At 34.0% G+C, this 15262-nt stretch carries 11 protein-coding genes; 8 read left to right on the top strand and 3 right to left on the bottom strand.

Annotated features, from left to right (window positions below):
* Positions 1 to 108 precede the first annotated feature (108 nt).
* The 4 genes from clpB to BOW57_RS08575 all read left to right on the top strand — a co-directional run bounded on the left by clpB (position 109) and on the right by BOW57_RS08575 (position 5827).
* Entirely contained in the window at positions 109 to 2712 is a 2604-nt protein-coding gene (clpB, locus tag BOW57_RS08560) for an ATP-dependent chaperone ClpB (protein WP_089055806.1), read from the top strand.
* A gap of 384 nt (positions 2713 to 3096) precedes the next feature.
* Entirely contained in the window at positions 3097 to 3978 is an 882-nt protein-coding gene (locus BOW57_RS08565) for a DUF808 domain-containing protein (RefSeq protein ID WP_129053774.1), read from the top strand.
* Positions 3979 to 4311: 333 nt separating this feature from the next.
* Positions 4312 to 4722: a hypothetical protein gene (locus tag BOW57_RS08570; RefSeq protein WP_129053775.1), complete on the top strand. Its 411-nt coding sequence runs from the start codon at positions 4312 to 4314 to the stop codon at positions 4720 to 4722.
* A gap of 214 nt (positions 4723 to 4936) precedes the next feature.
* Positions 4937 to 5827, top strand: coding sequence for a carbon-nitrogen hydrolase (locus tag BOW57_RS08575; RefSeq protein WP_089055803.1), 891 nt, complete (start codon positions 4937 to 4939; stop codon positions 5825 to 5827).
* Between the two features lie 304 nt (positions 5828 to 6131).
* On the opposite strand, the gene BOW57_RS08580 is transcribed toward BOW57_RS08575, so the two are convergent.
* Complete coding sequence (locus tag BOW57_RS08580) at positions 6132 to 7394, bottom strand: OmpA family protein (RefSeq protein WP_129053776.1); 1263 nt, start codon at positions 7392 to 7394, stop codon at positions 6132 to 6134.
* Positions 7395 to 7594: 200 nt separating this feature from the next.
* Positions 7595 to 9115, bottom strand: a complete 1521-nt coding sequence (locus tag BOW57_RS08585) for a choice-of-anchor I family protein (RefSeq protein ID WP_129053777.1) — start codon at positions 9113 to 9115, stop codon at positions 7595 to 7597.
* Positions 9116 to 9301: 186 nt separating this feature from the next.
* Between BOW57_RS08585 and BOW57_RS08590 the strand changes: the two genes are divergently transcribed.
* Positions 9302 to 10342: an agmatine/peptidylarginine deiminase gene (locus BOW57_RS08590; RefSeq protein ID WP_089055800.1), complete on the top strand. Its 1041-nt coding sequence runs from the start codon at positions 9302 to 9304 to the stop codon at positions 10340 to 10342.
* Between the two features lie 246 nt (positions 10343 to 10588).
* Here the strand turns inward: BOW57_RS08590 and fahA are convergent, their stop codons facing one another.
* Positions 10589 to 11872, bottom strand: a complete 1284-nt coding sequence (fahA, locus tag BOW57_RS08595) for a fumarylacetoacetase (protein ID WP_089055799.1) — start codon at positions 11870 to 11872, stop codon at positions 10589 to 10591.
* Positions 11873 to 11981: 109 nt separating this feature from the next.
* Here fahA and glyA point away from each other — a divergent pair, with 109 nt between their 5' ends.
* The 3 genes from glyA to BOW57_RS08610 all read left to right on the top strand — a co-directional run bounded on the left by glyA (position 11982) and on the right by BOW57_RS08610 (position 15253).
* The gene (gene glyA / locus BOW57_RS08600) at positions 11982 to 13256 is read left to right on the top strand and encodes a serine hydroxymethyltransferase (RefSeq protein WP_089055798.1); all 1275 of its coding nucleotides are present in this window, start codon (positions 11982 to 11984) and stop codon (positions 13254 to 13256) included.
* 136 nt (positions 13257 to 13392) lie between these two features.
* The gene (locus BOW57_RS08605) at positions 13393 to 13986 is read left to right on the top strand and encodes a tRNA-(ms[2]io[6]A)-hydroxylase (RefSeq protein ID WP_089055797.1); all 594 of its coding nucleotides are present in this window, start codon (positions 13393 to 13395) and stop codon (positions 13984 to 13986) included.
* Positions 13987 to 14212: 226 nt separating this feature from the next.
* Positions 14213 to 15253, top strand: a complete 1041-nt coding sequence (locus tag BOW57_RS08610) for a GMP reductase (protein ID WP_129053778.1) — start codon at positions 14213 to 14215, stop codon at positions 15251 to 15253.
* Positions 15254 to 15262: the final 9 nt, after the last annotated feature.

Here is a 15262-nt window from a genome sequence, read left to right on the forward strand (position 1 = left end):
TTTGTTAAAATGCAAAGTTAAATTATTTAGGTTAAAAATGTAACTTAATAAATTATAACTTTAATCCTATTGAAAATCAAGCAAATAAATCAATCAAATCGAAAAAATATGAACATAAACAAGTTTACAATTAAATCGCAGGAAGCCATTCAGCTGTCACAACAGTTGGCACAACGAAATGGTCAGCAGCAAATAGAAAACGAACACATTTTTAAAGCTATTTTTGAAGTAGATGAAAATGTTGCACCGTTTATTCTGAAAAAACTCAATGTAAATGTGCCGTTGTTTTTACAAATATTAGACAGCACAATTCAGAGTTTTCCAAAAGTTTCAGGAGGCGATATTCTGCTTTCTAGAGACGCAAATAAAGCTTTGAATGAAGCCGAAATTATAGCACAAAAAATGAACGACGAATATGTTTCGATTGAGCATTTAATTCTAGCTATTTTCGACTCAAAAAGCAAAGTTTCACAAATATTAAAAGATCAAGGAGTTACAGGTAAAGGCTTAAAAGCCGCTATCGAAGAGCTTCGAAAAGGCGAAAGAGTAACATCTGCATCTGCCGAAGAAACTTATAATTCATTAAATAAATACGCTAAAAACTTAAACGAATTAGCTCGTACAGGAAAATTAGATCCTGTTATTGGACGTGATGAAGAAATTCGACGTGTATTGCAGATTTTAACTCGTAGAACAAAAAACAATCCAATGTTGATTGGTGAACCTGGAGTTGGTAAAACTGCAATTGCCGAAGGTTTAGCACACAGAATTGTTGACGGAGACGTTCCTGAAAACTTAAAAGATAAAATAGTTTTCTCATTAGATATGGGAGCTTTGATTGCAGGAGCTAAGTTTAAAGGAGAATTTGAAGAGCGTTTGAAATCGGTAGTAAAAGAAGTTACATCTGCCGAAGGTGATATCGTTTTGTTTATTGATGAGATTCATACACTTGTAGGTGCGGGTGGAGGAGAAGGCGCAATGGATGCGGCTAATATCTTGAAACCAGCCTTGGCTCGTGGTGAATTAAGAGCTATTGGAGCAACTACTTTGGATGAATATCAAAAGTATTTTGAAAAAGATAAAGCTTTAGAAAGACGTTTCCAAAAGGTATTAATTGATGAACCAGATACCGAAAGTGCAGTTTCCATTTTACGTGGTATAAAAGAAAAGTACGAAACGCATCATAAAGTTCAAATTAAAGACGAAGCTATTATTGCGGCTGTTGAACTTTCGCAGCGTTATATTACAAACCGTTTCTTACCAGATAAAGCTATTGACTTAATGGACGAAGCTGCTTCAAAACTTCGTATGGAAATCAATTCAAAACCTGAGGAATTAGATGTTTTGGATCGTAAAATTATGCAGCTTGAAATCGAAATTGAAGCGATAAAACGTGAGAAAGAAGAAAGTAAGCTGAAAATCCTTCGCATGGATTTGGCAAATTTAAAAGAAGAACGCAACGAGATTTATGCTAGATGGAAATCTGAAAAAGATATTGTTGACGGAATTCAAGCTGTAAAATTAGAAATTGAAGATTTTAAATATGAAGCAGAACGTGCAGAACGTGATGGTGATTATGGAAAAGTGGCTGAAATACGTTACGGAAAGATAAAAGAAGCTCAAGAACGTCTTGAAGCACTGCAAAAACAACTGCAAGAATTTCAATCAGGAACTTCTTTAATTAAAGAAGAAGTGACAAGAGAAGATATTGCCGAAGTTGTTGCAAAATGGACAGGAATTCCTGTAATGAAGATGCTTCAAACTGAAAGAGAAAAATTATTACATCTTGAAGACGAGCTGCACAAACGTGTTGTAGGACAAGAAGAGGCCATTGAAGCGGTGAGTGATGCCGTTCGAAGAAGCCGTGCAGGTTTGCAAGATTTGAAAAAACCAGTTGGAACATTCTTATTTTTAGGAACAACTGGTGTTGGTAAAACAGAACTTGCAAAAGCATTGGCAGAATATCTTTTTGACGATGAAAATGCTATGACTCGTATCGATATGAGCGAGTACCAAGAACGTCACAGTGTAAGCCGTTTGGTTGGTGCACCTCCAGGATATGTTGGTTATGATGAAGGTGGTCAGTTAACAGAAGCTGTTCGTAGAAAACCATATTCTGTAGTTTTATTAGACGAGATAGAAAAAGCACATCCAGATACTTTCAATATCTTATTGCAAGTTTTAGATGAAGGCCGATTAACAGATAATAAAGGTCGTTTAGCCGATTTTAAAAACACAATTATTATCATGACTTCTAATATGGGAAGTCAGATTATACAAGAAAAGTTTGAGAATCTAAAAGGAAGCATTGAAGATACTACTGAAGCTGCAAAAGTTGAAGTTTTAGGCTTGTTGAAACAAACCGTTCGTCCGGAATTTATAAACCGTATTGATGAAATTGTGTTATTTACACCATTAACGGTAGATAATATTTCGAAAATTGTAAGTCTGCAGCTTAAGAGTGTTACAAAAATGCTTGCTCTGCAAGGTATCACAATGGATGCTACGCCAGAGGCTGTTGCTTACTTATCTGAAAAAGGATATGACCCACAGTTTGGTGCAAGACCAGTAAAACGTATCGTTCAGAGAGAAGTGCTGAACCAATTGTCGAAAGAAATTTTGGCAAACAATATTACAACAGATAGTATTATTTTAATTGATGCTTTTGATGGAAAATTGGTTTTTAGAAATCAAACCCACGAAGTAAAATAATTTAGTACTAGAAAATAAGGTAGAGACGCACTGCTGTGCGCCTTTTTACTCACCAGAAAAACACCAGCAGAAATGCTGGTGTTTTTTTTATGCCCATAAAATAATGAAACTTTTTTTTAAAGTAATATAAACCAATCTGATCTTTAATTCTCAAATTTACAGTAGTTTAAAAAAGATAAATATGAATAATATAGTTAGAGGATTAATTGCGGGCTATGGAGCTAAGAAACTAGGGTGCGGATGTTTTAGCACTGTATTTATTTTTATAATTATTTGGGTGCTGTTAGGACAGTGCAGTTAGGAATTAATTGTGATTTTACAGTATTAAGATTAGCATAAAAAGTCTTAGATTCGCACAACTAAATTTAAACAAAAATAAATATAATGGCATCAGGTTTTTTCGTATTACTAGACGATATTGCAGCAATTATGGATGATGTAGCCGTAATGAGTAAAGTTGCAGCAAAGAAAACAGCAGGAATTTTAGGCGATGATTTAGCAGTAAATGCAGAAAAAGCATCAGGATTTGCTTCTTCAAGAGAACTTCCTGTATTGTGGGCAATCAGTAAAGGTTCATTGCTTAACAAAATTATCATTTTGCCAATTGCATTTTTGTTAAGTGCATTTTTTCCTATTGCAATTATTGTAATTCTTGTTCTAGGCGGACTTTTCTTAGCTTATGAAGGTGCTGAAAAAATTTACGAGTTTATTTTTCCTCACAGTCATGAAGAATCTGAAGGAATTACAGAAGAAACTTTTACAGAAGAACAGATTTTAGAAGCCGAAAAAGGTAAAATAAAATCAGCAATTGTCACCGATTTTATTCTATCTGTCGAAATCGTAATTATTGCGCTTGGAACTGTTATAGGGAAACCAATTTCACAGCAGATAGCTGTAACGTCAATCATTGCTTTGGTGGCAACAATTGGAGTTTATGGTATTGTTGCCTTAATTGTTAGAATGGATGAAGCAGGGTATAAGCTTATCAAATTTAGCAAAGGAGAAAAAAGTATTTCTAAATTCATTGGAAATCTTTTAGTAAAAGGACTTCCATTAGTGATCAAAAGCTTAACGGTAATAGGTACAATAGCTTTATTATTAGTTGCCGGAGGTATCTTTGTGCACTATATTCCATATTTTCATCACTTATCAGAAACGATAAATATTCCATCAATTATAAAAGAATTTGTAATTGGATTAGCACTAGGACTTGTCGTTTTAGGTTTTGTTAATCTTTTTAAATTGATCTTTAAAAAGAAAAAATAGCAGAAGTATTACTCATTTATAAGAAACATCAGTCGAGAGGCTGATGTTTTTTTTTGAGCAGTTCTAAGCGTTTTTTTAAGACCTTTTGTCCCGTTATCCACTTTATCTTTTTCTTGCTAAAGAAGCAAGAAAAAGGATGCCGTTTCTACCGGGGCTATTCGAGATATTTTGGTTTTTAATAGAAAATACGGTTATTTTTTTAAATTATTATTAAAAATAAGTCATTGATTATTAAGTGTTTATTTGCTAGCTGTTTTTTTTAACATTCTTTAAAAGCAACCATCTCAATTTTGATACATCTTCATAGTAATTAACAATTAATTATTATTTTATATGAAAAGTATTAGATTAACATCAGCATTAGTAGTATTATTTTTAACAACAGCATTTGTATCATGCAGCAACGATGATGATAAAGCGGCAGCACCTGAAAACATAAAAGCGGCATTTGCAACAGAAATTAAAGGTCCAGAAACAGGAAAAGTAAATGACGAACTAAGTTATGATGTAACTTATCTTGTGGATAATGCTTGCGGTGAATTTGTAAAAATTTCTGAGACAAAAATTGGTGAAGTAAAAGGTCTGCAGATAGATGTAAAATACCCATCAGGACTTTGTACACAACAAGTTCCAGATCCTAAGAAAACGGTTTATAAATTTAAATCAGCTGAAAAAGGAACTTTTGAAATTAAATTCAAAAAATCTGAAACTGAATTCTTGACTAAAAAAGTGGTTATTGAATAGTTTCTTATAAGAAAAATAGGTTGGAAGACCATTTTGCAAATATCTGTTTTATTCAAAATATAAATAGAGAATTGTAAAATGGTTTTCGTTTAAAATAAACTTTCTAAAACCCATTTTTGTTTAAATGTTTGATTGTAATTTTCTGGGAATGCCAATTACGCTTAGTTTGCCATTCCTCTAAAATTTACTATTTTTGCACTCTAAATTTTATGTCATGCCGAAAAGAAAGTATAAAATAGCGGTTATTCAATTAAACTTGAATGACGTAGCCGAAAATAATCTTAAAAAATGTATCAGCTGGGTAAGAGATGCTGCCGGAAAAGGAGCAGAAGTTATTTTACTTCCAGAATTATATAGCAGTCATTATTTCTGCCAAAGCGAAGATGTAGATAATTTTGCACTAGCAGAACCGCTTTACAGCACTTCGTTTATTGCTTTCAGCGAATTGGCAAAAGAATTAGGAGTAGTAATTATTGTTCCTTTCTTCGAAAAGAGAATGGCAGGTATTTACCATAATAGCGCTTATATTATTGATACTGACGGTACAGAAGCTGGTTTATATCGTAAAATGCACATTCCAGACGATCCGCATTTCTATGAAAAATTCTACTTTACACCTGGAGATTTAGGTTTTCAAGCAATAGAAACTAAAAAAGGAACTGTAGGAACTTTAATCTGTTGGGATCAATGGTATCCTGAAGCAGCACGTATTACGGCTTTAAAAGGAGCAGAAGTTTTATTTTATCCAACGGCGATTGGGTGGCATCCAAAAGAAAAAGAGCAATATGGAGAGAATCAATATGGTGCTTGGATGAATGTAATGAAAGGTCACGCAGTAGCAAATGGTGTTTTTGTTGCAGCAGCAAATAGAATTGGTCTTGAAAAGTACATTGAAGGAACAGAAGGAATTCAGTTCTGGGGTGCATCATTCATTGCTGGTCCGCAAGGTGAAATTTTAGCACAAGCTTCTCACGATCAAGAAGAAATTCTAATTGCAGAAGTTGATCTAGATTTACAAGAAAATGTTCGTCAAAACTGGCCGTTCTTTAGAGATAGAAGAATTGACGCTTTTGGAGACATCACTAAAAGAGCAATCGATAGATAATTAGATTTATCATAAATATAAAAAGGGCAAAATAATATTATTTTGCCTTTTTTTTAAGCTTCGAAGAAGCGAAATATTTAATAGTTACAGTATAAAGCTCAATCGGAGCGACATTTATTAGGTTTAAGAAAGATGTCGCTCCGCTGGAGCTTTTTTATTTGTTTTGTTGATACGCTATAAATAATTCGCTCCGCTGGAGCTTTAGATAAACAATAATTTTATTTTAAAATTTATCTATTTATAACAAAAAAGAGCTGTTTCATTTTTGAAACAGCTCTTTTTCTTGTTTTTAGCTTTATATGTATTACTTCACTTGGAAAGTAACTCTTCTCACGATTTGACGCGCTTCTTTTGATTTTTTATTTACAGAAGTGTCTTCACCATTACCAATTACATTTAACCTAGAAGCATCAATACCTGCATTAACAACAACTTTTTTAACAGCTTCAGCTCTTTTTTGAGACAATGATTGATTGTAACTTGTGTTCCCAATTTCATCAGCGTATCCAATAATATCTGCAGATTTTCCTGGATTGTTTTTTAGATATTTCACTAAGAAATCAACACCAGATAATGAAGCGTTTGTAGGTTTAGACGAATTGAAGTCAAAGTAAACATTTACATAACCACCGTTAATTAATTCTTCAACAGTGTTGTTTGTTGCAGTTCCATTGCCTTTCTTTTCGTAAGTTTTATCTAAGTAACTTTCCATTTCATCAGGTACTCCATTTTGATTTGTATCAATTGATTGTCCTTTTGTATTAACAGCAACACCTGCAATAGAATTTGGTTCTAAATCATACAAATCGGCAACACCATCTTTGTCCGTGTCCAAAAGACCGCTCTCTATCAAGTCCACTCTTTTTTCTAATTTTCCGTATCGATCTTCTTCGCTTACCCAGTCAGCATGTTTTTCATTTTTACCTAAATAAAATGTCAAACCTACAGAGGCATTTAGTAAAACACCATCAAATGAACCTGTTGTAGTATTACCCATTCCGTCAAAGTTCCAGTTTTGTCTTCCGTTTACAATTCCCGTAAGATCACCAGTCAAAGCCACTCTGTTGCTTACTTTAATTTGTCCGGTTAAACCAACAATTCCGTGCGCCATATAATCCTGACCGCCAAAACCCGTTTCAGTGCTTATTTGCGAAACACCAAATCCACCATGAGCTAATATTCCGATAGTATTTGTCCACGTTTCAAAATTTAAAGCTCGTCCAATATTTACAACACCTTGTAAACTTGTTCTAACATATCTGCTTTCAAAATTTGGCGTATTGTCGCGTTCTGTAAACTGATCGTATCCAACATCAAGTTTAACACCAAATTTTGGATTAAACATATATCTAACGCCTAAATCAGCATGAAACGGATTTAAAGTTGATGTAGAATAACCAGGAGTCATTGTTCGCGTTGGCTTGTTAACACCGCCATTAAGTTCGATGGACCATTTGTTATAAGCAGGTTGATCAACTGTCGACTGTGCAGAGGTCGTAGCCATATTTTGTGCACTTGCAGCAAATGCTAAGAATAAAAGTGATAAGGAAGCTAATTTCTTTTTCATGATATCAAAATTTAGTTGTTTTTATTATTAAACTCCTGACAAAATTATGCTTCATGTTTTAGATTGTGTTCTATTAGGTCTTACATAATTCCCATATTTTGGCATTTAATTATGTAAATTAGTTAACAAAAACTCAATTTTTGATAAAAAAAGAGGGTAAAATTAATATTTTACCCTCTCAATATTTTTGTTAAAATTGACTACTTAAGATCTGGCTGATAGATCTTTAGGGTTCCATCACCTTCGCTGCTTACTACAACTAAACTTCTTTTATTAGGACTTTTTGAAGCTGGTATAAATAAAAGTCCTTCTGGAGCATCTCCAGTTTTTACCGTTTGCAAATATTGCGGTGAAGCGGGATTTGTTACATCATAAGTCATAAAAGCATCTGATCTTTCAAGTCCAACGAACAAAATGTTCTGATTTCCCATTTTAGCCACAACTACAGCTTCAGGCTCAGATCCTTTGTCATCGCTTCGTTTATCATCATAAGTTCCAAATTCATTTGTTTTTTTATCAACATCATTTTTGCTGTCGTAAACAATTTTTCCAGTATTTCCATTCCAAATAGAGAAAGAGCGAGCGCCAAAACTTACCATTTGGTCTAAATCGCCGTCTCCATCAGTATCACCCATATCAGCAACAAGGTTAAGTCTTCCTAAATTTGTTTCTAATTTTAAAGTTGCAGCATCTGGGAAAACAGCAGCATCCAGTTTCATATCTTTCATTCGTTTAATATCTGAGTAAGCCGCATATTCTCTAGCATCTCCTTCATTCGCTGTAACAAAATAAGGAACATTATTTGCTGAAAAATGACTAATTGCATCTGGCATATACATTCCTTTAACTTTCCACGGATTAAAAGCAATTTTATCATCTTTATCGCTTACATCAATTGCATTTTCAGCAGTGTTAAAATCCTTTAAACCTAAGGGATAGATCGCAGTAATCGTTTTTGAAGTCAAATCTACTTTTGCAACACCATTATTTTCTTGAAGAGTTACCCATGCCGTTTTAGAATCATCAGAAATAGTAATATATTCTGGTTCAATGTCCTGAGCAAAACTCTTAGCAAACTTAGAAATTCTAAATCCATCTTTAGCTAATGCTGCAGCTTGACCGCTGAATGAGCTGAAATCAAGGGTTGTAACAGTATATGTATTAGTATCAATAATAGAGATTGTTCCGTTAGGATCTTGAGAATAATCTGTATTTGGTTCACCTTCATTTGCCGTCATAATAAACTTTCCATCAGGAGAAAATGTGATCATATCTGGTAAAGCTCCTACAGTAACTTGTTTTATTAAGCTATAATCACTTGTGTTAAAAATTACAACTTTTCCGTTTCCTTGTTTATTAGTTGTTGATTCTAAAGCAACAGCAAGTTTACCATTAAAAACAGAAACGCTGTTTGATGCGCCTTCATAAGGAGTTAAATCAATCTTTCCAATTTTTGCAGGTCTAGTTGGATCTGACAAATCAATTACATCAATTTGATTTGTTCCGCTGTTGTTTACTGTAAAGAGCCTTTTTGTTTTTTCGCAGTAAGCAGAAATTTCGGCAGCAGCCTCTCCACCAATTGTAATTGAGCCGATTTCTTTAAAAGTTGCTGGGTTTTCATTTGCAACAACTTCGTTTTCTTCATTTTTTGAGTTTTCATCGTTATTACAGCTTGTCATAAGAGCTAATGCTGCTAATAATGTGATACTTAATTTTTTCATTTGTTAGTTTTTTAGTTTCGCCAAATGTAATTAGCTCATCTCGGCAGTATATTAAGCCTTCATTATTTAATCTTTAACTTAATTTTTAGAAGGCAATAAGTATTAAATATCAGATCATTTCTATTCAAATGTTTTAAAATCCTAACGAATGTTTATCTTTGTACTCTTTCAAAATAGAACCTTTTTATGTCAACAAATAATAGAAGATTTCCAGCAGAATGGGAAAAACAACAAGGAATTGTATTATGTTTTCCTCATAATGGTAATGACTGGCCAGGAAAATATGAAGCTGTTCAATGGGCTTTTGTAGAATTTATAAAAAAAGTAGCAACATTTGAAACTGTTTTTTTGGTTGTTGCCGACGAGAAATTAAAAGAAAAAGTGGCTGATATGCTTGAAAGAGCTCGTGTAAACATTAAAAATGTTTCTTTTATCATTCATAAAACTAACAGAAGCTGGATGCGTGATTCTGGGCCCATTATTGTAAAAAATGGTTCAAAACGAGAAGCGTTAAATTTTAATTTTAATGGCTGGGCGAAATACAAAAACTATCAATTAGATAAGTTCGTACCAGGTAAAGTAGCTGATTTTATTGATGTGCCTTTAACTCAGGTTATGTACAAAGGCAAACCAGTAATCGTAGAAGGCGGAGCAATAGATGTAAACGGAAAAGGTACTTTGTTAACTTCTGAAGAATGCTTGATGCATCCTACAATTCAGGTAAGAAATCAAGGTTTTACAAAAGAAGATTACGAAGCTGTTTTTAAAGAGTATCTAGGTGTTACGAATGTAATTTGGCTGGGTGATGGAATCGAAGGTGATGATACTCACGGTCATATTGATGATTTATGTCGATTCGTAAATGAAGATACAATTGTAACTATTGTAGAAACAGATAAAAACGATTCAAATTACAAACCTTTACAGGATAATTTGAAACGTTTGCAAAATGCAAAATTAGAAAATGGAAAATCGCCGGTTATTGTAGCGCTTCCAATGCCAAAACGTGTAGATTTCGAAGATTTAAGATTACCTGCAAGTTATGCTAATTTCTTAATCTTAAATAATTGCGTTTTAGTACCAACATTTAACGACAGCAACGATCGCGTGGCTTTAAATATTTTAGCTGAGTGTTTTCCTGATAGAGAAGTAATAGGAATAAGCTGTATTGATTTTATTTGGGGATTTGGAACTTTGCATTGTTTAAGCCAGCAAATTCCTGCTTAATTAAATAGCAGTAAATACATACTATTTGTCATTTCGACGTAAGGAGAAATCTCCACGAGAAGCTACATAAAGATTGTCTTATTGTTACGGAGTCACTTGCGAAGATTTCTCCTTACGTCGAAATGACAAAAATGAGAAAAAGCATAACTTCTTGCGAGATTGAAATGTAAATAAATAAACATAAAAAAAACCTTGGCTCTCACCAAGGTTTTTCTATTTCTATATCTCTTCAGATTGATCTGCTCTTCATTGTCTGATGAATGGAGGTAATAATTGGCTTGAAACTTCTCCAAATCCAATTCGTACTTCATTACTTTCACAGAAACCGCGAATAATCACCGTATCATTATCTTCAATAAATTTACGTTCGCTGCCATCATTTAGCTTAACTGGATTTTTTCCTCCCCAAGTCAATTCTAACATAGAACCAAAACTATCATCAGTTGGTCCTGAAATAGTTCCTGAGCCCATCATATCACCCGAATTAACGCGGCATCCGTTTGAAGTGTGATGCGCTAATTGCTGACTCATTGACCAGTATAAATATTTAAAATTAGATTTAGAAACCACAGTTTCTTCCTTTTCTTCTGGTTTTATTGAAACTTCTAAATGAATATCAAAAGCTTTTTTTCCTTTTGTTTGTAAGTATGGAAGCGGAGTAGGGTCTTGTTTAGGTCCTTTTGTTCTAAAAGGCTCTAAAGCATCCATAGTAACAATCCACGGAGAAATTGAAGTTGCAAAGTTTTTAGCTAAAAATGGTCCAAGCGGCACATATTCCCATCTTTGGATATCACGCGCACTCCAGTCATTTAGTAAAACCATACCAAAAATATAATCTTCAGCTTCATACGTTGAAATGTTTTCTCCCATTACATTGACATCAGTTGTAATAAAAGCAGTTTCCAATTCAAAATCAACTAAACGAGACGGGCCGAAAACAGGATATTTTTCACCTGCCGGCAAAGTTTGTCCCATTGGTCTGTGAACAGGAATTCCTGACGGAACAATTGTTGAGCTTCTTCCGTGATAGCCTACTGGGATATGCAGCCAGTTTGGAAAAAGCGCATTTTCAGGGTCACGGAACAGTTTCCCTACGTTTGTAGCGTGTTCTCTGCTCGAATAAAAGTCAGTATAATCACCGATTAAAACAGGAAGCTGCATTTCTACATCATCGATGTTAAAAATAACAATATCTCTGTCTTTTGTTGAATCTCTAAGTTGTGGATTGGTTTCGTCGAAAATCTCGGCAATGCGATTTCGAACTAAACGCCATGTTTTTTTTCCATCAGAAATAAAATCATTAAGCGTATCTTGCATGAACATATCGTCAGTCAAATCAATTCCTGCAAAATAGTTCAATTGTTGTAAAGCCCCTAAATCTATAGCGTAATCACCAATTCTTGTTCCTACGGTCACAACATTTTCTTTAGTAAGAAATACACCGAAAGGAATGTTTTGAATAGGAAAGTCGCTATTTTCTGGTACTTCTAACCATGATTTTCTTTTGGTATCGTTAGCGGTTATTGGCATGTTGAATGTTAATTATTTGTTGAAAAATTACTTGTCAAATATATCATAATCTAACAGTATCACAAACGTTTTTTTGTATTTTTGCAGGAAATTAACGAAAAACGAAAAAATGCAACGCGACGAACAAATTTTTAGTCTTATCCTAGAGGAAAAAGATAGACAAATTCACGGATTAGAACTTATCGCTTCAGAAAATTTTGTAAGTGATGAAGTAATGCAAGCAGCTGGGTCTGTTTTAACTAATAAATATGCCGAGGGTTATCCTGGCAAAAGATACTACGGCGGTTGCGAAGTAGTTGACGTTATTGAGCAAATTGCTATTGACAGAGCAAAAGAATTGTTTGGTGCTGAATATGCAAACGTACAGCCTCACTCAGGTTCACAAGCAAATACATCTGTATATCACGCTTGTTTAAATCCTGGTGATACAATTTTAGGATTCGATTTATCGCACGGTGGTCACTTGACTCACGGTTCACCAGTTAACTTTTCTGGTCGTTTGTACCGTCCAGTTTTCTACGGTGTAGATGCTGAAACAGGTCGCTTAGATTATGATAAAATTCAAGAAATTGCTACAAAAGAGCAGCCAAAATTAATTATCGCAGGAGCTTCGGCTTATTCTCGTGATATGGATTTTGCTCGTTTCAGACAAATCGCTGACAGCGTAGGAGCAATTTTATTTGCTGATATTTCTCACCCTGCAGGTTTAATTGCAAAAGGTTTGATGAATGATCCAATCCCTCATTGTCATATTGTTTCAACAACAACTCACAAAACATTACGCGGACCTCGTGGAGGTTTGATCTTGATGGGGAAAGATTTTGAAAACCCACAAGGTTTAAAAACTCCAAAAGGAGAAATCAGAATGATGTCTTCATTATTAGATTTAGCAGTTTTCCCAGGAAATCAAGGTGGACCTTTAATGCATATTATTGCTGCAAAAGCAGTTGCTTTTGGTGAAGCGTTAAAAGATGAATTCTTTACATATGCAATGCAATTGCAAAAAAATGCAAACGCAATGGCAGATGCTTTCGTAAAAAGAGGTTACAATATTATCTCTGGAGGAACTGATAACCATATGATGCTTATTGACTTAAGAAACAAAAATATTTCTGGTAAAGAAGCTGAAAATGCATTAGTAAAAGCAGAAATTACAGTAAATAAAAATATGGTTCCATTTGATGACAAATCACCATTTGTTACTTCTGGAATTCGTGTAGGAACAGCTGCAATCACGACTCGTGGTTTAGTTGAAAAAGACATGGAAACTATCGTTGCTTTAATCGATAAAGTTCTTACAGATCACACAAATGAAGATGTTATCGAAGAAGTTGCTGAACAAGTAAACGAAATGATGAGCGAAAGACCAATTTTTGCTTACTAAAAAATAGTTTCAAGTTTAAAGTTTCAAGTTTAAAGTTTTGGACTGTTCAAAAGACGGTTTAGAACTTTAAACTTTTTTCGTTTAGAATAGAAAACTTGAAACGTTAAACAAAATAAATCTGAAACAAATATAAAAAATGGGTGTACTAAGATTACAATTACCAACTGACCCAAGATGGGTAAATATTGTTGAGAAAAATATAGAAGAAATCTTAACAGATCATGCATGGTGCGAGCAAAAAGCAGCAACAAATGCCATTACAATTATTACCAACAACTCTGAGCATCAAGATTTAGTGCAAGATTTATTAGCTTTAGCCAAAGAAGAAATCGATCATTTTGAACAGGTTCACAATATCATTATAAAAAGAGGATTAAAACTTGGACGAGAACGCAAAGACGATTATGTAAATGAACTTTATTTATATATGAAGAAAAGCGGCGATGGAAGTCGTGTTTCCGGTTTAGTAGAACGATTACTATTTTCAGCAATGATCGAAGCTAGAAGCTGCGAACGTTTTAAAGTTCTTTCTGAGAATATTAAAGATGAAGAGCTGGCTGTTTTTTATAGAGAATTAATGGAAAGCGAAGCAGGTCATTATACAACTTTTATAACTTATGCTAGAAAATATGGAGTTGGAATAGATGTAGAAAAACGCTGGAGAGAATGGTTGGAATTTGAAGAATCAATCATTACCAATTACGGAAAAGGTGAAACTATTCACGGATAATTTCTTAGTTTCTTTTGTTTAAGGTCTCGTGTTTCAGGTTTTTCACGTTGAGCGAAGTCGAAACGTGTTCCAATTAGAAATTTTGTGAAACTTTGTAAAATAAATACGCTTTCGCGAAAGTAAATTCGTCTCATAATTGTTCACAAGTTCAAGTTTTTGTTAATCTAAAATCTAAAGTCTAGAATCTAAAATTTCCTATCTTTGAGAGTAACCAAAATCTTGAACTATGAGAATAGAAACTGATCTGAAATTAGGATTTAAAGATGTAATGATTCGCCCCAAAAGATCTACACTAAAAAGCAGATCTGAAGTCTCTCTCGAACGAAATTTCAAGTTTTTACATAGTACGGCAGATTGGACAGGAATTCCAATTATGGCAGCAAATATGGATACAGTCGGTACTTTTGAAATGGCGAAGGTTCTAGCAAAGGAAAAACTTTTTACCGCGATTCATAAACACTATACTTTAGAAGAATGGAATAATTTTCTGAAAAATGTTACTTCAGATTTCTATAACTATATCGCCATAAGCACAGGAACAGGAAAAGAAGATTTTGAAAAAATTGGAACAGTAGTTACTGCAAACCCGCTCTTAAAATTTATTTGTATTGACGTTGCCAATGGATATTCAGAACATTTTGTTCAGTTTTTAAAACAAACTCGAAAACAATATCCAGATAAAGTTATTATTGCAGGCAATGTCGTTACAGGCGAGATGGTAGAAGAATTACTTTTGGCAGGCGCCGATATTGTAAAAGTTGGTATTGGACCGGGTTCTGTTTGTACAACACGTGTTAAAACAGGCGTTGGTTATCCACAGCTTTCTGCAATTATAGAATGTGCAGATGCTGCACACGGTTTAGGCGGACATATTATAAGTGACGGCGGATGTGCAACTCCGGGCGATGTTGCAAAAGCTTTTGGAGCAGGTTCAGATTTTGTAATGTTAGGCGGAATGCTTGCTGGACATACTGAAAGCGGAGGAGAACTAATCGAAATAAACGGCGAAAAATTTAAACAATTTTACGGAATGAGTTCGGCAACTGCAATGAATAAACATGTTGGAGGAGTTGCAGAATATAGAGCAAGTGAAGGAAAAACAGTTCAAGTACCTTTTAAAGGGAATGTCATTCAAACTGTTTTGGATATTTTAGGAGGATTACGAAGCACTTGCACTTATGTTGGAGCTCCAAGATTAAAAGAACTTTCTAAGCGAACTACATTTATTAGAGTAAGTGAACAAGAAAATCAAGTTTTTACAAATTAAAAGAAATTT

The organism is Flavobacterium sp. YO64 (genome assembly GCF_004119505.1).
Classification (GTDB): Bacteria; Bacteroidota; Bacteroidia; order Flavobacteriales; family Flavobacteriaceae; genus Flavobacterium; species Flavobacterium oncorhynchi.